At 42.5% G+C, this 21,714-nt stretch carries 17 protein-coding genes; 7 read left to right on the plus strand and 10 right to left on the minus strand.

All coding sequences use genetic code 11. From position 1 onward, the window contains the following. Window positions 1-135: 135 nt before the first annotated feature. A complete protein-coding gene (locus tag BK026_RS01475; protein WP_256253590.1) occupies window positions 136-1,056 on the minus strand; it encodes a BRCT domain-containing protein in 921 nt (306 codons plus the stop codon). Window positions 1,057-1,223: 167 nt separating this feature from the next. On the opposite strand from BK026_RS01475, the gene BK026_RS01480 reads away from it, so the two are divergent. Continuing rightward, window positions 1,224-2,096, plus strand: a complete 873-nt coding sequence (locus tag BK026_RS01480) for a hypothetical protein (protein WP_071814193.1) — start codon at window positions 1,224-1,226, stop codon at window positions 2,094-2,096. Window positions 2,097-2,384: 288 nt separating this feature from the next. Here BK026_RS01480 and BK026_RS01485 read toward each other — a convergent pair whose 3' ends face one another. Next, on the minus strand, window positions 2,385-2,819 hold the full coding sequence (locus BK026_RS01485; RefSeq protein WP_071814194.1) for a hypothetical protein: 435 nt from the start codon (window positions 2,817-2,819) through the stop codon (window positions 2,385-2,387). 410 nt (window positions 2,820-3,229) lie between these two features. Here BK026_RS01485 and BK026_RS01490 point away from each other — a divergent pair, with 410 nt between their 5' ends. Further along, window positions 3,230-5,743 carry a TonB-dependent receptor gene (locus tag BK026_RS01490; protein ID WP_071814195.1) on the plus strand — a complete coding sequence of 838 codons (2,514 nt, stop codon included), beginning with the start codon at window positions 3,230-3,232 and terminating at the stop codon, window positions 5,741-5,743. A 58-nt stretch (window positions 5,744-5,801) separates the two neighbouring features. On the opposite strand, the gene BK026_RS01495 is transcribed toward BK026_RS01490, so the two are convergent. Then, window positions 5,802-7,367, minus strand: a complete 1,566-nt coding sequence (locus BK026_RS01495) for a hypothetical protein (protein ID WP_071814196.1) — start codon at window positions 7,365-7,367, stop codon at window positions 5,802-5,804. A 343-nt stretch (window positions 7,368-7,710) separates the two neighbouring features. Further along, window positions 7,711-8,766 (minus strand): patatin family protein, encoded by a 1,056-nt coding sequence (locus BK026_RS01500; RefSeq protein ID WP_083574963.1) that lies wholly within the window; start codon window positions 8,764-8,766, stop codon window positions 7,711-7,713. Window positions 8,767-8,964: 198 nt separating this feature from the next. Here BK026_RS01500 and BK026_RS01505 point away from each other — a divergent pair, with 198 nt between their 5' ends. Next, complete coding sequence (locus BK026_RS01505) at window positions 8,965-9,972, plus strand: 2-dehydropantoate 2-reductase (RefSeq protein ID WP_071817432.1); 1,008 nt, start codon at window positions 8,965-8,967, stop codon at window positions 9,970-9,972. Between the two features lie 14 nt (window positions 9,973-9,986). On the opposite strand, the gene BK026_RS01510 is transcribed toward BK026_RS01505, so the two are convergent. Then, window positions 9,987-12,518, minus strand: coding sequence for a response regulator (locus BK026_RS01510; RefSeq protein ID WP_256253591.1), 2,532 nt, complete (start codon window positions 12,516-12,518; stop codon window positions 9,987-9,989). A gap of 122 nt (window positions 12,519-12,640) precedes the next feature. Between BK026_RS01510 and BK026_RS01515 the strand changes: the two genes are divergently transcribed. Further along, the gene (locus BK026_RS01515; RefSeq protein WP_071817434.1) at window positions 12,641-13,000 is read left to right on the plus strand and encodes a VOC family protein; all 360 of its coding nucleotides are present in this window, start codon (window positions 12,641-12,643) and stop codon (window positions 12,998-13,000) included. A 124-nt stretch (window positions 13,001-13,124) separates the two neighbouring features. On the opposite strand, the gene asd is transcribed toward BK026_RS01515, so the two are convergent. Further along, complete coding sequence (gene asd, locus BK026_RS01520) at window positions 13,125-14,249, minus strand: aspartate-semialdehyde dehydrogenase (RefSeq protein ID WP_071814197.1); 1,125 nt, start codon at window positions 14,247-14,249, stop codon at window positions 13,125-13,127. Between the two features lie 414 nt (window positions 14,250-14,663). On the opposite strand from asd, the gene BK026_RS01525 reads away from it, so the two are divergent. Both BK026_RS01525 and BK026_RS01530 read left to right on the plus strand, forming a co-directional pair. Next, window positions 14,664-15,464 (plus strand): SDR family NAD(P)-dependent oxidoreductase, encoded by an 801-nt coding sequence (locus BK026_RS01525; protein ID WP_071814198.1) that lies wholly within the window; start codon window positions 14,664-14,666, stop codon window positions 15,462-15,464. Between the two features lie 209 nt (window positions 15,465-15,673). Further along, window positions 15,674-16,240 carry a cytochrome b gene (locus BK026_RS01530; protein ID WP_071814201.1) on the plus strand — a complete coding sequence of 189 codons (567 nt, stop codon included), beginning with the start codon at window positions 15,674-15,676 and terminating at the stop codon, window positions 16,238-16,240. 272 nt (window positions 16,241-16,512) lie between these two features. Here the strand turns inward: BK026_RS01530 and BK026_RS01535 are convergent, their stop codons facing one another. The 4 genes from BK026_RS01535 to BK026_RS01550 form a co-directional block, all read right to left on the minus strand. Further along, on the minus strand, window positions 16,513-18,117 hold the full coding sequence (locus BK026_RS01535; RefSeq protein ID WP_071814207.1) for a diguanylate cyclase domain-containing protein: 1,605 nt from the start codon (window positions 18,115-18,117) through the stop codon (window positions 16,513-16,515). Then, window positions 18,110-18,550, minus strand: a complete 441-nt coding sequence (locus BK026_RS01540; protein WP_071814216.1) for a hypothetical protein — start codon at window positions 18,548-18,550, stop codon at window positions 18,110-18,112. The genes BK026_RS01535 and BK026_RS01540 overlap by 8 nt, the downstream gene beginning before the upstream one ends. 11 nt (window positions 18,551-18,561) lie before the next feature. Continuing rightward, complete coding sequence (locus BK026_RS01545) at window positions 18,562-19,764, minus strand: hypothetical protein (RefSeq protein WP_256253923.1); 1,203 nt, start codon at window positions 19,762-19,764, stop codon at window positions 18,562-18,564. A 254-nt stretch (window positions 19,765-20,018) separates the two neighbouring features. Next, the gene (locus BK026_RS01550; RefSeq protein WP_071814229.1) at window positions 20,019-20,933 is read right to left on the minus strand and encodes a LysR family transcriptional regulator; all 915 of its coding nucleotides are present in this window, start codon (window positions 20,931-20,933) and stop codon (window positions 20,019-20,021) included. A 213-nt stretch (window positions 20,934-21,146) separates the two neighbouring features. Here BK026_RS01550 and BK026_RS01555 point away from each other — a divergent pair, with 213 nt between their 5' ends. Next, window positions 21,147-21,644: a M48 family metallopeptidase gene (locus BK026_RS01555; protein WP_071817435.1), complete on the plus strand. Its 498-nt coding sequence runs from the start codon at window positions 21,147-21,149 to the stop codon at window positions 21,642-21,644. The last annotated feature ends 70 nt before the right edge of the window (window positions 21,645-21,714 follow it).

Genomic DNA, 21,714 nt, shown 5'->3' on the forward strand with positions numbered 1-21,714 from the left:
GGACTGTTTATCTGAAGACTAAGAAGGACGTTATAGAACAGATAGAGAGGTTAGATTTGTAGTAGCGATGAGGGTAGAACTCTTATTACTTGGTTCATACCCTCGTATTGGTTATTGCTTTAGTCAAATTGTAGCTTAGACAAGGTGAACTAACTCATTCCATGTGTCTTCATTTATGATTTCAGTCTGAGACCCTGTAAGGCGATTACTCAGAACAGCCTCTAGTTTTTTACCATAGCTACTAAATTTCCAGTCCCTACTAGCTACAGAGCCTAAGACGAGTAGATCAAGCTTTTTAGTAACTCTAGGGACTACTGTCGCGCCTAGCTGCTCAGCTTTCTGCTGTTGTGCCTTTCGAGTACCGCTTAAAAACTCCCCAGTGAAACAAACGCTTAACCCTTCCAATGTCACTTTCGTTTCAGTGCTAGTTGAAAAGTCCGCTGACATCCCATAAGCAAGCCCAGTTTCAAGCATGCGTTGACCTGAGACTGCCTTTATAAGGTTTAGAAGGTCTGCTCTTTCTTCCTCAGTTACCACATCATCACTCAAAATATCATCAACTCTACTTTTGAGGGCGTTGCTGGGCCAAGTGTCAGCAAGTTCAGGATTTGAGGCTATCAGGTCTTGGAGACTACGTATTTCAGCGTCATTGAGGTCATCATCAGCGCTTATCCCGTTTAAAAAGCCTAGTAACTGATTGACAAGGGCATCGTAATCATTGCTCACGGTATCACCAAACTTGATGATGTCATCAAGCATTGCTTGTAGGTCTGACTTTTCTTCCGCAGTGATTACTGAGTCTTCAAGGATGTCTTCGATTTGTTCATGAATATCGATAAAGTCACCATCATTGAGGTTGAAGATGTCGTTATCTTTCCATGCTCTCAAGAATACCTCTTCAGTAGGATTAAGGTGCTCATCGCAATGGATACCATCGATAATCCCCTTAAGCGTCAAAACTGCCTTAGCTTTGTTTCGTTTGTAGTTTATAGCTACGCTATTAGGTTGCCCTTGAGAGTTCAAAGTATTGCTGGTGGTCATTGATTGCTCTTCCATGTTTATTCACTTGCATAGAATACCATTACCCATTGTTTCAGTTAAACTTTAGTTTAATACCTTAGAGAGTTACGCTGTAGTCGATAGGTATACCTAAGGACTATAGTTTACTATTATTCGAGCACTGAGTTCTCGTGAATGAAAATAGTATCAAGGAACGTAACTATATGAGCAAGCAAAAGACATTTGAGTTTAACCCTTTTGTAGTAGATGAAAAACTACCCCTTCATAAGCTTTCAGCTTTCTGGTTACCAATCATTATTTTTCTTACCCCAGCTATTGCCTTAGCTCTACCTTATTTCTGTTTGTGCTGGCCTGAAACATCAAATTATGACCTATTGCTAAAACAACTAGGGTTTCCCACTTTTATCGCTTCACTTTGCTTGCCATTAACTGTAGCTGTTGGGAGGTTTCATGGAAGTAAACAAAGAGCGAAAGCGAACAATCTGACAGAATCAAATAACACTTTTAACCATTATTATAGTCATAGGCAGCACTTCGTTGACTACCTGAAGACGAAGGAAAGCTCACTATTTAACGATATTATTGTGTTAAATGACGCTTATTTACTTTACTCATTTATCTTTGACAAGAACAGCGAGACTGAAGTTACTTTCAATCTTAACTTTAATAACGTCAAAGAAAGACTCAAAAGCTACTACATTGGGCAGTTGAGTGTAAGGAGACTGGAAGTCTTCACTCGATTAGTTGAAACATCTCAAATGAATGGAGTACTTGATAATGTCCTTGCTCCACTTGGACTGTCCCTTGATTGGAGTAGATGGTATATCCTTGTGAATGAGAGGTTAGATCAAGACAAGTTCGAAGCTATCTTAGTTGAAAGAGTAGTTGACTTGTTTGTTGCTATTACATCATTTTCTTCAACAACGGACACACATATAGACGATCCATTTAAGCTGCGCTCAGACACCACAGAGGAGTTGAGAAGAATTGTAAGGTCTACCAACTTCCACGAGGAATATGTAAATAAGTTTAACGAGCTGCTGAGATTGGACCCCAATTTGCAAGAAAAACAGTGACAAAGATACAAAGAAGTTGTACAAAGGATGAATTGGCTAATTTTCTAACTGTTTGAATTAGAACAACTAAAATCTTATTGGTTACATTCGAGGGTTCGAATCCCTCTCTCTCCGCCAAATTCAAAAAACCGGCTTTTTGAAGCCGGTTTTTTAGTATCTGTTGATGAGCGCCAGCGCGTCAACACTGTTCTTTTTCGCAAAAATAAACCCGCAATGCCGCGGGTTTATTTACATTTTCATCTATACACTTCACAAGCCAGCACCATAAGTGCATTGGGCAGTTATGCGCTATTTCGCAACTTGTTGGTACAGTTTGATTAGTTCAGGAAGTTTTTGCGCGTAAATCGCTTTCTTTGTTCCTGGGTGAAGTAATTGGCTTACGAATGTGCGTAGGAAGCCAAGTACATAGGTTTGAACGCGGTCAGCGTCTGCTTCACTTGGGTTAGCAATAAGCTGTTCTGTTTCCGCTTGTACTTTATGTACGATGGGATCCATGGTGTCTTTACCAGCAACAAGATCGTTACCCGTTTTTACCCCTTTACCGAGAAGGTCACGTACAGCGTCGTAAAGATCTGCAGAAACAGCGTTAGATTGCCCCCAATTTGCAATATTGTATTCATCTGCAATACGGTCAAGTTCCGCTTTTGGCGCGTCCGATAAAAGAAGGTTTTCGATAAGCTTGTGCGCTTCACTTTGTGACGCGGGAGTAGAAATATCTGACATAGTTTACTTCACATTTATTAAAAAGCGGCTTTTATAATTTCTCTCGCTAATCATGTCAAGACGAATGACGGTTTAACCCTTTTTCCTTTGCGGGCTAGGTCAATGGACACACTCTTAGCGAAGCTGCGTTAGGCCATAAAAGCATCGATAGAACTAATCTCAATCTATTAGTATTAAAAATAACTGCAAAATAAAGTACCTTAATTCCCGCTTACGCCACCAGTACTGTGCTTCATGGCAACATGATTGACTTCATCTTTGATTTTTTAGTTTACATATATAAAACAAATTATTTACATAATTAATCTTACTTCGTTATTGTAGGAGTTAACACATATCGAGCCATGCCTAACGTTGTTTTTGTGGGTAAGGGCTTAAGAAAACAACAATAACAAGGAAGAAAGCTAAAGATGAAAACACGCTTACCTGCACGTTTAAACAAAACCCAAATTGCGTCACTCGTCGCTTTGTGTCTTGGCTTGTCAAGTCATAGTGGCATGGCTCAAGAAAACGAGCAAGACACAACAGATGAGCTCTACGAGCAAATTCTAATTACTGCGTCAAAACGAAGCACAGGCTTACAAGAAACGCCTATAGCTGTTTCTGTTACTAGTGGTGAAGCTATTGAGCAAACTCAAGTGCTTGATATTCAGGATATGCAGGCGTTAGTACCAACCTTGAGAGTAAATCCTTTACAGCGCTCAGCGAACACAAATTTTTCAATTCGAGGTTTTGGGAATGGCGCAAACAATACGGGAATAGAACCATCTGTCGGCGTCTTTATTGATGGGGTTTATCGTTCTAGAGCGGCTGCACAGATTGGCGACCTACCCAGGGTTCAACAAGTCGAGGTGTTGAGCGGGCCGCAAAGTACACTGTTTGGTAAAAACGCATCGGCGGGCGTTATTAGTATCCGAACCAATGCGCCTTCGTTTATACAGGAAGGTAAGGTCACAGTTGGAGTCGGTAATTATAACCAGCGCCTACTAAAAGGGTACTATACCAACGGAATTAGCGACGAATTTGCCTTTAGTGTTTCTGGTGGATTAAACAAACGGGACGGGTACACAGAAAGTGTGGTTGAAGGCATAGACGACTTGAATAATAGAGATAGATGGAATGTCAGAGGCCAAGCGCTTTATGAACCGAGCGCAGATGTAAAGATTCGCTTAATCGCTGATTACAGCGAAATTGATGAGCAATGTTGCACTGTTGCCGACGTTATTAATGGCCCAACAACGGCAATAGTGAGAGCATTAGGTGGCGTAGTATTGGACACAGATGACCCTTTTGCATTTGAGTCAGCGTTAAACTCTACTCCCGAAAATGCAGTGGAAGACGGCGGCGTATCACTGCAGGTAGATGTCGATTTTGACACGTTTGCCCTAACGTCGATCAGTGCATTTCGAAACAATAAATCTAACTACATGGCAGATGTTGACTATACCACATTGGATATTTTAACTGAGGAAGGCCACACAGATATTGACACATTCACCCAAGAGTTTCGTCTTACCTCAACCGGTGACAATACGTTAGATTGGATGGTCGGCATGTTCTACTTCTCAGAAGAAGTAGACACCGGTGATACATTGTTCTACGGACAGAATATTCGCTCTTATTTTGATGTGCTGCTTAACGCCGGCGTAGCACAAGCATTAGCTTCATTACCAACGCCCCTTCCATTTGATGCCGTTTTTCCAGATGGTTTCTTAGGAACCTTTGAACCGTTATACGGACAAACTCCTGGTACTTTTTTTAATGCCAACCAGTTCGTGAACAGTGAGTTTTTACAAAAAAATGACGCGTTGTCTATCTTTCTCAACTTGGATTATCACATTTCTGATAAGTTAACGGCCACACTTGGGGTAAGTTATACCGAAGATGAAAAAGATGTTTCAATTGAACAAGTTAACAATGAAGCGCTTTCTTCTATCGACTTAGTAAACGACCCTACGGTTTTTGGAGTACCGCTTGCCACAGCTGTACCAGCGCTAGCTGGGTTCATTCCAACGCTTCAGGGGGTGCAATTTCTTCCGCCGCAGCTTACGTTCCCTAATGCGGTAGAAAGTGGTAACACTAATGACGATAAGGTAACGTGGAGTGCACGATTTGCGTACGAGATAAATCAAAACTTCAACGTATTTGCTACTGCAGCTACCGGATTTAAGGCGTCATCGTGGAACTTATCAAGAGATACGCGTCCTTTTGCCTTTGACGAGTCAGCATTGGTATCGAATAACCTCACGCGGGCAAATCAATCGTACGGCACCCGATATGCAGGTCCAGAAGAATCAACGGTATATGAATTAGGATTAAAGGCTAGATTTAAACGCGGTGCTTTCAACGTTACCTTATTTGATCAAACGATAGAGGGCTTTCAGTCAAGTACATTTGTGGGAACAGGCTATGTTCTTGCGAACGCAGGTGAGCAGTCTACTCAGGGCGTGGAATTCGATTCGACGTTCGATATAACCGACAACTTAGTCTTTAACTTTGCGGGCACAATACTTGACCCGGTGTATGATTCTTTCCTTGGAGCAAATGGTGTAAATGGTCCGGTTGATTTGTCCGGAGAGAAACCGTCTGGCATCCACGAGCGTAGTTATGTGCTAGGCCTTACATACCACCTAGAATTTGATAATGGTACAACAGGGTTTATCAGAAGTGATTATTTACATGAAAGTGAAACGGATCTTGTTGAAAACGTGCCGCCAGAGCTTACACGTGAAGTGAATATGTTAAATGCAAGTGCAGGACTGACATTTAACAACGGCGTGAGTGTGCAGCTATGGGTTAGAAATCTTACTAATGATGAATACTACCTGTCGGCATTCCCTCCGCCAATTCAAGCGGGAAGCTTCAATGCGTATCCAAATCAGCCTCGCACGTTTGGCGCGACGGTGTCATACATGTTTGATTAACGGTAGCTAGACCAAAAAAAACTCCGCTTAAAAGCGGAGTTTTTTATTTTAACGTTTCTTATCGTGTCCCTGGGACTGCAGACACACCATTGCCTTTACGACCGTTGGTGATGTACATGCTCACCTCATAGTTACCTGTTCTCAATGCACCATTTCCTGTGGCGTCAAGCGATATTACGCCGACCCCTGAGAGAAGTAATTCGTCTGGAGACGATACTTGAAGAACATAGTTTCCATCTTGTTCTAGAGGGGCATCTACCATGTACGCATCAAAACCTTCGAAGTTCTGGAAGTTCTGTTGCACAAGGCTCAATGAACCATCTGCTTCTTCATAGTAAAGCGCTACAGCACCGATGACCGAGTCACCTGTCGCTTGAAGTGCAGCAGATGGTGTATCAAATCCAAAGAACTCGGCACTTAAAAACTGACCTTTCTTTGCTTTGAATCTATAGCTATCTACCTCACCTGCCACATCGATACGGCCGGAGACACGTGCCTCTAGTAATTCCAGTCTGCCATCAGAATTGTCGCCTGATTGAAGCGTATTTGGCGCGAGAATTCTTCGTAGTTTTACGGTTTTGTTCCCACCGGTTACACTTTCTTCTTGGATAAGCCTTCCTCGCTGATTTGCAGCCAGTTTCAATGCAGAACGCTCAGAGAAAAAGCGTAAATCTACTGTGCTGTCGGCAAAACCGGTTCCAACACTGGCGCCAGATGCCATAGTATGATCAAAAGATTCTAGCGCGGCGAGCGGGCCATCGAAAATAGGAAAGAAGTCGCCGGTTCCAGGAGTAACGCCATCGCCAGGCGCACCAAAGCTATCGTGGTGACGTAAGCCCAAGTTGTGTCCAAGTTCATGTGCACCAGTATTTGAAGCTTGATTCACGATGGCAGTTGATAGGGCGCCAGCTACATCGCCGTCAACGACGGGGATCCCTGATAATCTTGAGAAAAAGCCGCCAGATGGGTCAAGCGATACGGCAACTTGCCACAAGCCTGCATCAACAAAGGCGACGTCATCTCGTATTACGTTACCAACATCGATTGACTGAGCGCGTCCGAAAAGAATACCCCCACCAAAATCAATACAGATACCGTCTTCATCTTGACACTCAAACTTTAACGTAGAGTATTCGCCACTTGAAGGCTCGGTTTGCGTGAAAGCGATATTAAAACCTTCATACCTGCTTTCAATGTTTGCCTGTATAAGGTCTCTCTCTTCTTGTGAATATTGGTAACTCGTAAATGTTTGAGGAACGCCCGGTGTAAAAGTGATTGCTTGAAACGTAGGTGAGCTCTGTTCAAAGTCCAAGAATACAACTTGAGTTGTTGAATTCTTAGCGCCCATTTTAACGCCTTGAGATTTAGATTTTTTGTTTTTTGAATTTGCCGCTTTACCTGATTGTGCTCCTTGTGCTTCTGCTTCTGTCGCGTCAGATAGGATAGCTAGCGTTTGCTCTAAAGTGAGTGTCCTGCGATCTTGGCACGTTGTATCGCCGCAGTCGTCTGTAATTACCGGTAGTGATGTAACCGTCGTTAAGTCTGTCGCATTGGCAGTTTGAAAGCAGCAAACTACACTCGCAGCAATAACACTTAATCGTAGTAGATTTTTATTTTTTATCATTATTTTTCCCTTCAACGAAATGTAGAACCAGATACACGAGCACCTGGTCTTTCTAAGCCGTTGGACGCGCGAAAAACGGCGCGCTCAACGCGTTGAAAAGAGTATTTTGTAAAGCGCCGCGGTGTCAACGCAATCGCTGTCTGTGAGCAAAGATTTAACCTTGTTCTTTGTAAGGAAGTGTTTCAATAGTGACGAAGTTTTAAAGAATCAGCTGTAGTAAAAAAGTTCCACTTTTAGCTTTTTCATGCTTTGGAACATAACGTCATGAAACTCTTGTTATTTCACTTCACTTCATGCTTTCTACATGTTTGTATTACTACCCGTATATTGTTGAACGCGATAATTACGCTGATTTCGCGTTGTCTGTAAAGTGGATGTCTGATGGCGCCATTTCGTTAAACATTGTTGCGTCGAAACGTGTTGTCGAGACGTTTGAATAAGCAGGTTTAGATGGCGCATCGTAGCCATTGTCTTTTAAAAAAGTAATACCAGCTTGTTGACCTAATTTATAGTCATGCTTTAGCTGTGCGTCTGCACTGCCTAACAATTTGCTCTGTAGTTTTTCAGAGGCAAATATCTGAATAATTTCCACATCGTCAGGCGGACATTCAATAAACGTTAAGGCTTGTTGATAAGCTTTTTCATGTTGAAGTAAAAAGTCGATAGTTTTAGGGCATTGGCCAGATGCACACATCACAGCGCTAACTTTCTGTAGCCATGGAGACTGTGCTTGATAACTGTCTTCTACGGTTCTAATCACTACAATCTTAGTTGCGCCGCGCTTGTATGCTTCCATCACTGGTAACGGCGCTGCAAGGCCGCCATCAAAATAGAAATCTGTGTTGGCTGACTCATCGTTATTGATTGGAGTGGTTAGCGGAACTCCTTGCTTGTAAAGCAAAGGAAGCGCGCTTGACGCTTTTATCAGGTCGACCCATGAGTTGTGACTTTTCAACGGGTTTAAATAGGCCACTTCTCGTGTTCTAGCATTGGTTGCTGTAAAGAGAATTTCTCTCGCTTTCACATTTTTTTTTGCGGTATTAAAATCAAGCAAGCGATTTGGTTCGATGGTTTTATCAAAATACCAATCTAAGTCGACAAAGTGTTTTCCAAGCAATCCGCGACCTACGTGGAAAAACCGTTTGTGTCTTGTAAGGCCTCGAATAAGGCGTTTCGCATAACCTTTTTGACGTGCGACAAAACTTGTCAGGTTTTGCGAGCCTGCTGACGTACCAATAAGAATGTCAAAAGGGTCGTGATGAGCATCTAACCAGGCATCTAAAACACCTGCTGTAAATATGCCGCGCTGCCCGCCACCTTCTGCGACTAGCGCCATTTTTCCTTTGACGGATCCTGAGCGAGCCTTTGACAAAAAAGATGAAGAACGTTGAACAGACATACTGACCCTCTTTTTTCGAACACATGTTTGTTGACTATTTGGTCATATTTTAAGCCCGTTCGGTTTAAGTGGAAAATATAAAGAATCAATCAGCGTAATAGAAAATAGCTGACAGCTTTCGATTTCACGTAAAAGGCGTGTATTGTACTAGGTGGGTTGTACAGGTTATTCCAAACGACTTTTTGGGGGGAATGGATGTTGAAAGTTACTGTGCTAGGCGCTGGTAGCATTGGCTGCTATGTTGCTGGATGTTTACTGGCCAATCAAACAAGGCGTTGTAAGCTCACGTTAATCGGACGTCAGCGGATCAAACATGCTATCGAGCAACACGGGCTAAGAGTAACCGATTGGCAAGGTCGCAATCAATTGGTCACGGCTACCAACATATCCATTTCCACACAGCCTGACGCTATGTCTGAGGCTGACGTTATTCTACTGTGCGTAAAAAGCCAAGACACTGAAACTGCCGCTGATTTAATTAAGCAATGGGCTAAACCATCGTCTATTGTTGTGAGTCTGCAAAATGGGGTGAGCAATGTAGGCTTACTCAGGCAACTACTGTCAAACCACATTGTTCCAGGTATGGTGCCTTTCAATGTATTTTATAAAGGCGAAGGGCACTTTCATTGCGGAACAGAGGGTAACATTGCCGTTGAAGATCCATCCGGTTTGTGCAACCCCTTAATACAGATATTTGAGGAGGCGTCACTGCCGGTAGCCGTTTACGATAATTTACTGCCGGTCCAATATGGAAAATTGATAATGAATCTAAATAACGCAGTAAATGCGCTATCAGGTATACCGCTTAAACAGCAACTCAGTGCGCGCGACTACAGATTGGTAACGGCAAAGGTGCTGGCTGAAGCTCTATCAGTCTTGAACGCAGAAGGAATAAAGCCAGCTCGAACGGGAAAAGTGATTCCAAAACTGATGCCTACAATCATGAAGCTGCCCAACGCAGTCTTTCAATTAGTCGCAGCGTCCACATTAAAAATCGACCCTGAAGCACGCTCATCAATGTTCGAGGACTTGGCCTTAGGGAGAAAAACAGAAATTGATTTTCTCAATGGAGAAATCGTACGTTTAGGTAGGAAAAATAACATCTCAACGCCGGTAAATGATCATATCGTTTTGTTAATAAAACAATGTGAATCACACAAAAAGGGTAGTCCGTGTTTTCCTGCTGAGCATTTGCTACCCGCTTAAATGGCTCTGTGTTGTTATGCTATGGATGGCGCATTAACTTGTTCTATTAATACGCTTACCAAATTTGCTCTATCAACGGGCTTACCTACATGTGCATTCATTCCAGCATCAAAGCATGCGTCAATGTCTTGTTTCATGGCGTTAGCGGTTAGCGCAATAATTGGCGTCTGGAGCTTGAGTATTTCACGTATCTGTTTTGTCGCTTGTAACCCATCTACCTCAGGCATTTGAATATCCATTAATATCAAGTCAAATGTCTTTTCTTTCAAAATATTGACAGCCTGCTGACCATTTTCAACGTGTGTTAAATTAAAAGAAAATTCTGCAAGCATGGCGGTAATAACTTCAACGTTTATGTCGTTATCTTCAGCAAGTAGTACGCGCAGCCCGTGTAATGTTTCATCAGGCAGACGTGTCACAGAAGGCGGTTTTGTGACCTCTGCGGCTTTGGCGAATACGACATCGAAAGAAAATGTCGAGCCTTTTTCAAGCTCACTCTCAAGCGATAACGAAGTCCCCATTAATTTTAGTAAATTATTACTAATGTTAAGGCCTAGCCCGGTACCGCCATAACTTCTCGCAATAGAACTTTCCGCTTGGGTGAATGGGGTAAAGAGTTTGGCCTGATTTTCTTTTGAAATTCCTATGCCTTGGTCTTTTACCCAGCAATGCAACTTATAGTAGCTGTCGGTTTTGTCGTCAGCTGAAATGCCGACCTCAATTGTACCGTTATGCGAAAATTTGATCGCATTGCCTACAAGGTTAGCAAACACTTGCCTAAGTCTAAGTTCGTCAAACATTAATTCATCAGTGATGTTGCTCCCTATGCACAGCTTTAGCTGTAACCCCTTAGCTTCGGCTTGGTCCGCAAAAATTTCAATTATCGAGGTGATACTTGCTCTCACATCATGGGGTTTTATGGAAAGCGTTAGCTTACCCGCTTCTATTTTTGAAAAATCGAGTAAATCATTGATAAGTTGTAATAACATCTCTGACGCTGTAATTATTTTCGTCGTCAGATTACGGGTATTTAGGCCATGAGGATGTTTAGCGAGCATTTGACCAAAGCCAATTATCGCGTTCAGAGGTGTGCGAATTTCATGACTTACATTTGAGATAAACTCTGATTTAAGACGGTTATGTAATTCAGCTTTATTTTTTGCCGTTAAATATAGGGCATTGGCCTGCCTTGACTTACTCAGTAATTTTAAAATTATTAAGATAGTGACTAGTGTCAGTGTTATTAAAACGACAAGTAACGTTGAAAAAAGGTTTTGCGTTCGCTGTGCTTCATTTTTTAAATGAAGCGCTTCTTCAAAGGCTTTATTTTCACTTTCTAACTGATTCGATCTTTCTTTCTCTTTCGTTATCTGTTGTATAAGGTTCGCACTTTTAATCAGTTCCAAATCTTCGTATTTTTTGGCATTTAAATACGCGTCATGAAATGTTTCAAACTGTTGAAATGCCAATTCATAATTACCCTTTGCCGCTGTTATATAAGCTTCTGTTTTTTCAAGTTGTGCACGCCAGGTCGTTTGTTCGTCCTCACGGCTATCATCATAGAGTTTTCTTGCGTTATTCAGTGCACTCGCTGCTTCATTTAATTCTTTTAAACTAAGATGCGCCTCGGCCTTCAAGCGATAGATTTCACTATTGTAAAATGATGACGAAAGCGGGTGGGCTAAAACAGTGTCAAACAATACCAATGCCTTTTGGATGTTACCGAGTCGATATTGTGTGGTGGCAATACCATAGGTAGCTAGGAACTCTGAGTAATTAATATCGATTTGTTTATCAAAGGCGATAGCACGTTCAAAATACTCTATTGCTTTACCGTAGTTTTCTAAATTTCTGTGTAAAATGCCAATCGCATAAAGGTTGTCGCTGACAAGGATAAGTTGGTTGGCGTCTTGGGCATCATTAAGCGACTTTTCATAGTAGGTAAGTGCAATATCATAAGCGCTCACCGATTGATAATAATCCGCTACTATTGCGTCAAATAATGGTTTCAGTTGAGTTAGTTTGTACGTTGTTAGTAATTCACTTATCTCATTGATAAGTTCTGCGTTAGGCGCGAATACCTGAGCCTCACTATGCGTCAATACTTGATAAATAAGTGCATACGCTCTAATTTCTGCAGAGATGTTCGGTGTAGTTAAAATAGAATTAAAACGTGTTTGGGCAAGTTCATAGTCTGCAGAAATACCGTATATTCTTGCTATACCAACCGCAACAAAGAGGCCATTTCGCGAGTTGTCTTGTAATGCTTCTAATACATTCAAAATAGCCGCTTCAGGACGTTGGTGTATCAAAAGTTGGTATTGAACATAGAGCGCTGCTACTTCTCTTTTTTCGTTCTGCGTTAATGCTTCAGATAACAACCAAGTTTCTAACTTTTCTATCGCGGCGCCTATGGGCATGGGCACAGAGGTTTCAACATTTCTTTTTATTTCGCTGACTTCTTCGGCAATGGATGCCTGGGCTTGCGCTGTTCCCATATACCAAGTTAGGGTTAGCAAAACAGCCAAATTGATAAAATACTGCAAACTAAGTGACCTGAATAAATGCCAATTCCTTTATATTAAACGATTAAGCTCGTTTGTAATTTAGGCAATAAGTCTAAAGTTGGTGATAGTATGTGATGGTCAACATTAAACAAGAGGTAGGCATGCAAGAAAGTATAAAACTCAACTATGTCGAATTTGCATCTTTAGATCTTGGTCTTTCAAAAGCTTTTTTTGAAAGCGCGTTCGGCTGGCGTTTTACCGACTATGGAAGCGAATACAGTGCATTTAGTCATGCAGGTGTAGATGGTGGCATATTTAAGTCCGAACGAGTATTGAAAGCTGAAAGTGGTGCGCCTTTATTGGTGCTTTATGCCTCTAATATTTCTGAAGTGCAACATCGGGTAGAAAACGCGGGTGGAACAATTACGAAGCCGCTGTTTGATTTTCCTGGTGGCTGCCGATTTCATTTTGTTGAGCCTGGCGGAAATGAGCTTGCAGTTTGGTCTGAGTCGGTAAAGTAACGGTTAAGTACGAATTTTACCACTCGGCGGTGTCGCTGTTGGTCGCTCAGCAAACAAAAACGCCTTGCGAAAGTATCCCCGCAAGGCGTTTTAACGTTTAATTTAATTAGCTAAAAACTATCCGTTAGTTTTGTTCTAGCACAATACGCAACATTCTGCGAAGCGGCTCTGCGGCACCCCACAAGAGCTGATCGCCAACGGTGAAAGCCGAAATATATTCTGGGCCCATGCTTAGCTTGCGAATACGGCCAACGGGTATAGATAGCGTACCGGTAACTTTTGCAGGCGTAAGTTCTTGCATGGTTGCGTCGCGATCGTTTGGAATAACTTTAACCCAATCGTTGTGGTTAGCCAAAATCGTTTCAATTTCGGCTAGTGGCAAATCTTTTTTGAGTTTAAGCGTAATGGCTTGACTGTGACAGCGCATTGCACCAACGCGCACACAGATACCGTCGATAGGTATTTCGCTGCCTTTGATGCCTAGAATTTTGTTTGCTTCGGCTTGTGCTTTCCACTCTTCACGGCTTTGACCTGAAGCTAACTGTGAATCAATATACGGAATTAGGCTGCCCGCAAGCGGCACTCCAAACTGTTCACTAGGGTAGTCTGAACTTCTAATAAACTCCGACACCTGCTGATCAATGTCTAAAATTGCGGTAGCCGGATCTTCAACCTTTTCTTTCACATTGCCGTGAATAGCGCCCATTTGACTAATAAGTTCGCGCATGTGCTTTGCACCTGAACCCGACGCGGCTTGATAGGTCATCGGAGAGGCCCATTCGACGAGATCATTTTCGAACAGACCACCTAGCGCCAGCAACATCAGTGAAACTGTGCAGTTTCCACCCACGTAAGTGCGAATGCCTTTCTCAATGCCACTATCAATTTCTTTGCGGTTTACAGGGTCTAAAATAATTACAGCGTCGTCTTTCATACGAAGCGCAGACGCAGCATCAATCCAATAACCGTTCCAGCCAGTGGCTCTTAAGTCGTTGTACACAGCTTTTGTGTAGTCGCCGCCCTGACAGGTAATAATAATATCTTGTTTAGCTAGCGCCTCGATGTCGTGCGCATCTTCTAGAACACCAGCATCTTTACCAGCAAAATCTGGTGCTGCACTACCTTTTTGTGAGGTAGTGAAAAAGGTGGGTTCAATGTGCGCGAAATCTTGCTCTTCTTGCATGCGCTGCATTAATACTGAGCCAACCATACCGCGCCAGCCCACTAAACCTACTTTTTGTTGTGACATTAAATTGAGAACCCTTGTTGCTAAAATGAAAAGTACCTCATCATATGCGCGTTAATACACGCGTGGCACACCACTATTCAAAAGTGGTTACGAGCACCAGCGTATCCTGCATATAATGGCGAACGCCGCGATAGAATGCGAACGTAATACCTGTCGTTTCTTTTTTTTGTTCCCGCAGTCTAAGTGTTATTGAAGTCGCTGGCTAGATGGTTTTTATAAATTATCTATCGCTGATATAAGCATTTTAAACAGGATGAAAAATAAAGCTGTTGATTATATAGATTACATTGAAACTGCTTTAAGCAATCACACTATTATCAGTTTTATACTTCACTGATAATGTAACTTAAAGCAAGTTGTTCGAAATAAGCCACTTGCACTGAATTTGGGGCTTTATTAACGGCAGAGTATGAGATGAAGACGATATTGATAACTGGGGCGACTGACGGCATCGGTCTAGAAACAGCGAAAATGTTAGCCAAAGAAGGACATAAGCTTTTTTTGCACGGCAGAAGCCAAGGTAAATTGGATAATGTTAAAGGCGCATTAGAAGCACAATTTCCTAAAAGCAGCATTACTGCTTTACAGGCTGATTTATCGTTGTTCGACGACGTTAAAAAACTAGCCGTAGAGTTAAAAGAAAAAACCGATCGCTTAGACATACTTATCAATAACGCGGGTGTTTTTACCATAGAAAACCCTATTACTTCTGCAGGGCTGGATGCTCGATTCATGGTCAACACTATCGCGCCCTTTATGCTAACGGTGTCGCTTGTAGATGTCATGGATGAGCACAGTCGCGTGATAAACGTCTCTTCTGCGGCACAAGCGCCGGTGAACTTCGCTGCGCTAAGAGGAGAAACTCAACTTTCAGACGGTGCAGCTTATGCGCAGAGTAAGTTGGGTATTACCATGTGGACGGCTTATCTCGGGGAAAAGTATCAGTTAAACGGACCTAAGATGGTTTCAGTGAACCCCAAGTCTTTATTAGGGAGTAAAATGGTTAAAGATGCCTATGGCATTGCTGGTGGTGACTTAAAAGAAGGCGCTAAGATTTTAGTTGAAGCCGCGCTCTCTGACCGTTTTAATAGTGTGGCAGGAGACTATTTTGATAATGACCATGACACGTTCGCTGCTCCTCATCCGTTTGCTGGCTATTCCACTAATAAGGAAGCGTTGGTTATAGAGATGGAAGAAATCATTTCTGCTCACTGATAGAAATATTGTGTTCAAATTTGCGGTACTTCATGCACATTTTTAACGTCATTTTTATTTCGCGAGAAATTTGTCAGTTTTTAATGATCGGCCCTAAACTTGCTTGTTTTTCTATTATCATCCCTCACTAATGTAAGGGGTGTTGAATTGCCGAGATGCTGTTTATGGAAAACGTAGTTCTTGGTAAGAAAAAATAAAGTGAGGAAAGCATGCATTACGATAGCCATAAAAAATTTGCTACCACTACGGTAATTCTGCATTGGCTGGTGGGGTTAACCATTATAGGGTTACTTGCTACCGGTATTTACATGACCGAGAACAATGTCTACGAGCTATTTAGTTGGCATAAGGCATTTGGTTTTCTTGTGCTAATAGTCGCGATAGCCCGCGTTTTCTGGCGAATGAAAAATGGTTGGCCCAGCCCTGCATCGAACTATAAGCGAATTGAACATAACCTTGCATCTATCGTCCATTGGGTTTTGATCATCGCTACCTTATTGATGCCTATTTCAGGGTTGATGACATCGGTATTGGGTGGTCACGGCCTATCCGTATTCGGATTAGAAGTATTTGCTCAAAACTTTAGCGTAGATGACCCAGAAAAAACCTTACCGATTAATTATGAGTTATCGAAGTTAGGAGGCACTATTCACTTCTATCTTGGCTACACTGTTATTGTTGCTTTATTGCTACACATTGCTGGCGCACTTAAGCACCACATTATTGATAAAGACGGTACGTTAAAGCGTATGCTGGGCAAAACAATTAATGAATAAAGTGTCACGCGCTCAAATTCTTCTTTATAGCGCAGCATTGAGTTAGAAACTTGAAGCGAAAAGGAAAGCCGGGTTAATAAGCAACTCGGCTTTTTTCGTATTAGAAAGGTGCAAAACCATCTTTAGGCGTGTTGGGAACTGTCCACCTCGATTTAGCATCAGCTTTCGACGTTGGCAATACGTCTCGTGGTATTTGCATACTATCGCCGTATAGCTATAGCACCATGTTAGTTCTACTGCCGCCAGTAATGGGCTGCGCGGCGTGGGGTAAGCTAGCTCATATCTTCATCATCTAGCCTGCATTGGTCAGCAAAAATAAGGTAGTCGTCTGGTGCCGATACTTTATTTTGTTTCGCTTTATACATGGCAATGTCAGCTTGCTTGACCAGAGCATGCAAATTGCGACTTGTCTCAGGATAAAACGCCACGCCGACACTCATTGAAACCACTGTCGGCTTTGTCTCGTTGTTGAAGTAAAAAGGTTGCTTAACTCCTGTATTTACTTTTTCTACCACTCTTTGCACAGATTTTTCGTCATCGGCTTGAAGTAGCAACATAAATTCGTCGCCGCCCCAACGTATAGCGACATCGTTTTTCCGTATTTTTTCTCTCAACTGGTCAGCAACAAAAACGAGAACTTCGTCGCCCGCATCATGACCGTAAATATCGTTTACTGCCTTGAATCCGTTAAGATCGATTAGTGCCAAAGCAAACTGATGTTCTTTTCTCATAAGCTTAGCGATGAGCTTTTCACCGCCATTTCTATTATAAATGCCCGTTAACGCATCAAAGTCTGCTTGTAACGCAAGCTTTTGTAACTCTTGTCTACGACTTGATATATCATTTAACGTTAGTTGATAATACCGTTCGCCTTCCTCGGTTAATAAAGGGCTAGCGATAAGTTGGATCCATACAGTATTGCCATCTGTTTTGCCCTTCAGTTGATATTCTCCCGTGGCAAATTCATTTCTCGCAAACGCTTCTGTGATGGCAGACTTCATCGCAGCTGGTGTTTCGAATAGTTCTTCTAATAGCTCTCCGTAGCCTTGCTTTATTCCAATTCCAATTTTTTCAACTAAATCATTAAAAGCTTTATTTCTAAGCTCAATAGTGCCATTTTCTGCCATTAACACAGTGGCCGACTTAGCGTTCTCGAACAACATTCTAAATCGCTTTTCCAAGAACTCGATTTCTTCTCTAAGCTGGCGCTCTTGAGTGAATTGCTCTTCAACTTTGTTTAGCAGTTGATTGGTATCATTTACCAATGCGCCAATCTCACTTTTAGTGTGGTATTCGGGTATATCAATCCGCTCATTCGTTCCCGGCGTGATCTTGTGCAGCGAGCGCCCAACTCGTAGCATTGGTGCAATAATAATGTAGTAAGTGATAATTAAAGCGACGGTGCCAACAACCAGGGCTTCAACGTAAAGAGAGTAGTTATTATCGGTACTGATTTTTTCTGCTTGATTTATGATATGGTCAAAGTTGGGGTACACCTTAACCTCGGCAAGCGACTCTTCTGGTATAAACGGGTGCCTGACAACAAATATGCGCGGCGTTGTACTCTTGTTTATCGCATTTTCTACGTTTACTTGGTAATACAATGCTTCACTTTTTATCGACGCTGCGAGAATTTTTTCAGTTTTAACTAATCCGTTAATCGCTTCTTTAGCAAGGTCCTCATCTTCCAAAAAGGCCGCTATCGAGGCGGTAGCTGCCACTGTTTGATAGAGTTCTTGAATATCATTATTCGCTTCACTAATTTCATTCTCATACGTTGCGCGATAAAAAAACTCAGCGGTAGTAAACACCACTAGCACTGAGGCAGCGATTAGAAATAACGAAAAGCGAAAACCCAGACCATAAATGTTAATCAAAACGATACACTACCTTCATATTCTCAGTAACACTGGTTGCATAGACATAGGCTAATGCAGAACTATCATTTTCAATCCTCTGCTTTACGTCATCTAGCGTTTGTTCAACTGCGGGCGGCTTTGCTCGTCCAGAGAATTTAAGCCGAGACCAATACGCGTTAACGCGCGCAAGTGGCAGGCCTACTAAAGCTTTGTAAAATTGTGCCCGGAGATCTGTGTTTGTTGCAACATCGATAGGTGTTGCTTGTTGTCCGTTAGGGAATGCTGAATATTTGCCCATATACAGGTCAATTAACCCTTTTTTATCGATAACGTTTATTTCATTATTGAGACTTGTAACAACAACGAGTTGTTCAGTGGCGAATGCCCCAATTGGCACACCACAGCACATCATCAAAAACAAAACATAAATGGTAGAGCGTCTAAAATTCATTATCCGCCCCCTTAAAAGCTGAAGCTCAAAGCAAGGAACAGTGTATGTGCTGTACCGTCTTCAGAAGTGGCTATTAATCCGTCTCTTGCTCTAAGGCCACCACCGCGCGCTTCAATGTCCGTGCGTTCTAACTGTACTTTGAAAGCCAGGTTCTCTTTTAAGTCCCAGCGCCAACCAACGGACACGGTTTGCTGATTATGCGCAAGCGAGTTTGCAACCTCATCAACAAACAAGGCTAATTCAGCAGTTGCAGCATTGATGGGAAAGCCCGGTTCCTCTTGTGCAAGAAAATAAGCATCTGCGTTGGCAAAGGAATACATCGCGTAGAAGGTGTGCGCGCCGTAGAAGTAGCTTGCATTTAGAAAACCGTTGATGGAGTGACGAAGAGCGATGGAATTTGAGTCTATATGGGCTACTTCCCCGGAAAACTCCCAGTCGTGCCATAAGCGGTTAAAATAGAAAGATGTATAATGGATATCAGCACCACGCAGCGTGATCTTATCTGCGAATGCACTGGCGCCGCTCCAGAGTGGCTGCAGTTGGGCTACTGCGGGAGCGATAAAGGCCGCGTCCGGACTGTCATCACTTGCTTCTGTTTGGGTGTGTTTAAGCGAGACACTCCAGTCAAACGAAACTAATTCAACACCGATAGTGCTTAGGTTTTTAAAGGTGATGGGGCGGTAAGCATTACTGGTAAAATCACTTTCCCCCTGGCCCCAAAAGCCTTTGATTGAAAGGTTGAAATTTTCAAATGGCTTCAAATAGCTTACGTCAGTTCCATCAAAGCTTCTCGCTGGTACAATGCCGTATACTTCAGTGGGGACTTTCACCCATGGATAGGCGATGGAAACGTCTCTCGTGTCGCTGAAGTGAAAAATGTCGGCTGCAACACGGCCCGCTCTTAACTGCCAAGAGGGGGATATTTCATACCGCAAAAACGCCATTTGCGTGACGGAATCGATATTCTGCCTATCTTGCTCCCGATAGACAAATTGCCCTACGAAATCAAGCCGATCGGTAAAACGATAATCAACCTGAAGGCCTAATAAACTTAGTGGTTTAAATGCAAATCCATCTTTTTTAGCGAGTGCCGCTTGTGAGCGGTCGGTTCTAAATTGATAAGTGCTTGTATCGGCAGTGGCTGTTGCTAGCGTTCCAAAACCACTCACTTTTAATTTGTCTTGCTTTGCTGATGCGGTATTGTGCAAAAGCACGCTTACGAGGGCGACCAAAACACACATCGATTTACACATATTACAGGTATACCTAAGTCCAGTCATAAATTTTGCGAAATAAAAAAATTCAAATCTTGTCGATAGTTACTATGATAGTAAATAAAATTAAAAACGACTGAAAAAACTGTCATTTTTTGTATGTGGGCGAGTACGGCGTAGCGTGAAAATGGCTTTCGGTAAATGTCGCCATTATTTACATGTCTTGTATGCCATAGAGACCGCAGGTAGAGCCTTTAAGCCAAAATATTGCAGAGTTTTTTGTCCCAGTAGGGCGTGCCACTGAAGCGCTTGGCTAAAAAATCAATAAAGGCGCGAACCTTGGGTGCCAGTAAACGATTGCTGGGGTATACTGCCCATAGTGCACAGTCTGTGGCTAAGGGATAGTCTTGTAGTATTTGAACTAGTTCGCCGCTTTCTAGGTGAGGGTAGCTGCACCAGGTAGCAGTCAAGGTAATGCCACAGCCTTGAATACAGGCATCGCGCACCGCTTCGCCGTTATCCATTCGCAAATAGTTAGGCGTTTTTACTGAAGTAACCCCATGAGACCCTTTGAATTCCCATACCTCTAGTCCGGTAAGATTAACTACCTTGTGATTTTTTAGGTCGGATGGTGTTTCAGGGGCGCCGTATTTGTTGATGTAACTTTTAGAAGCGACAATGATGCGTCTGTCATCAGCAAGTTTTTTTGCATGTAGATTGGAGTCTTTCAATTCTGCATCGCGAATGGCGACGTCGAATCCTCCTTCTACCACATCTAAAATACTGTCGCTAAACCTGAAATCGATGTTCAGTTTTGGGAATTGCTCTAAAAATTCAGGGAGCGCAGGAATTAAATGCATTCGACCAAATGAAGCCGGGGCTGTTACTCGCAATGTGCCCTGCGGCGTTTGAGCAGCGCTGCCAACAGCAGCTTGTGCCGTTTCGATGCTGTCTAACACTTCTTGAGCATGGGGGAGAAACAGCTTTCCATCATCGGTAAGCGATACTTTCCGAGTGGTTCTATGAATTAACCGCACACCTAGTGTTTCTTCTAGTTTACTAATATGTGCGCTGGCAACAGCGGGCGAAATGTTGAGCTCACGGCCAGCTAAACTAATGTTCGTAGTGCTGGCAATACGCACAAAAAGTTTAAGGTGTTCTATGTTCATTTCGATTATCAACAAAAACTAAAAACTGTATGCCTTTATACTCTAATTTTCATCTGAAGTCCTAGTGTTTATACAACTTCCCGTAGTGCTTCCCTTAGCTCGTTTTTGGCGCGGTAACCTTCGTTATTGCACTGGAACTGATTATATAGAAAAGACAGCGCTGTCTACACCATTCAAATGTTTTATAATTCTTCGCGCAGAGGAGAAATAAACGTGAATGAATATGCTCGATATTTTAATGGCTACCCCTCAACCATTGTAGAACAGGCCCTTCAGCTCATCTCGAATAACCGGCTGCAAAGCTACTTGTTAAAGAAATACCCAGAGGCCCATGAAATTACAAACGACAAATTGTTGTATCAGTATGCGACCGAATTAAAAAAGCAATATTTAAAAAATGCGCCACCATTTGGGCGGGCTGCGTTTAGAAAACAAGGGGACATGATAACCAACGCGTTAGGTACGCATACTTACCGTATGCAGGGAAAAACCCGTAAACACGATTTAGCTATTAACAACGATTTACTCTATGCGCCGGAGCCTTTGCTTAAAGCGCTGGTAGTACATGAATTAGCGCACTTTAAAGAGAAAGAGCACAACAAAGCCTTTTACAAACTTTGCTGTTATATGGAGCCTGACTACCATCAGCTTGAATTGGATTTACGGCTGTTCTGTGTAGCCGTTGCTATGGGAGATAATCCATACGTTTAGCGCTAATTCACGACTGCTGACGAGTTAAAATGATAAAGGGCTAATGTCTATAGTTGGGGTGTCTTCTATA

Source organism: Alteromonas sp. V450 (assembly GCF_001885075.1).
GTDB lineage: Bacteria > Pseudomonadota > Gammaproteobacteria > Enterobacterales > Alteromonadaceae > Alteromonas.

What these genes read in the sequence shown, in the direction of transcription:
- BK026_RS01475 (WP_256253590.1), bottom strand. Translation starts at nt 1,056, where the DNA reads ATGGAAGAGCAATCAATGACCACCAGCAATACTTTGAACTCTCAAGGG.
- BK026_RS01480 (WP_071814193.1), top strand. Translation starts at nt 1,224, where the DNA reads ATGAGCAAGCAAAAGACATTTGAGTTTAACCCTTTTGTAGTAGATGAA.
- BK026_RS01485 (WP_071814194.1), bottom strand. Translation starts at nt 2,819, where the DNA reads ATGTCAGATATTTCTACTCCCGCGTCACAAAGTGAAGCGCACAAGCTT.
- BK026_RS01490 (WP_071814195.1), top strand. Translation starts at nt 3,230, where the DNA reads ATGAAAACACGCTTACCTGCACGTTTAAACAAAACCCAAATTGCGTCA.
- BK026_RS01495 (WP_071814196.1), bottom strand. Translation starts at nt 7,367, where the DNA reads ATGATAAAAAATAAAAATCTACTACGATTAAGTGTTATTGCTGCGAGT.
- BK026_RS01500 (WP_083574963.1), bottom strand. Translation starts at nt 8,766, where the DNA reads ATGTCTGTTCAACGTTCTTCATCTTTTTTGTCAAAGGCTCGCTCAGGA.
- BK026_RS01515 (WP_071817434.1), top strand. Translation starts at nt 12,641, where the DNA reads ATGCAAGAAAGTATAAAACTCAACTATGTCGAATTTGCATCTTTAGAT.
- asd (WP_071814197.1), bottom strand. Translation starts at nt 14,249, where the DNA reads ATGTCACAACAAAAAGTAGGTTTAGTGGGCTGGCGCGGTATGGTTGGC.
- BK026_RS01525 (WP_071814198.1), top strand. Translation starts at nt 14,664, where the DNA reads ATGAAGACGATATTGATAACTGGGGCGACTGACGGCATCGGTCTAGAA.
- BK026_RS01530 (WP_071814201.1), top strand. Translation starts at nt 15,674, where the DNA reads ATGCATTACGATAGCCATAAAAAATTTGCTACCACTACGGTAATTCTG.
- BK026_RS01540 (WP_071814216.1), bottom strand. Translation starts at nt 18,550, where the DNA reads ATGAATTTTAGACGCTCTACCATTTATGTTTTGTTTTTGATGATGTGC.
- BK026_RS01550 (WP_071814229.1), bottom strand. Translation starts at nt 20,933, where the DNA reads ATGAACATAGAACACCTTAAACTTTTTGTGCGTATTGCCAGCACTACG.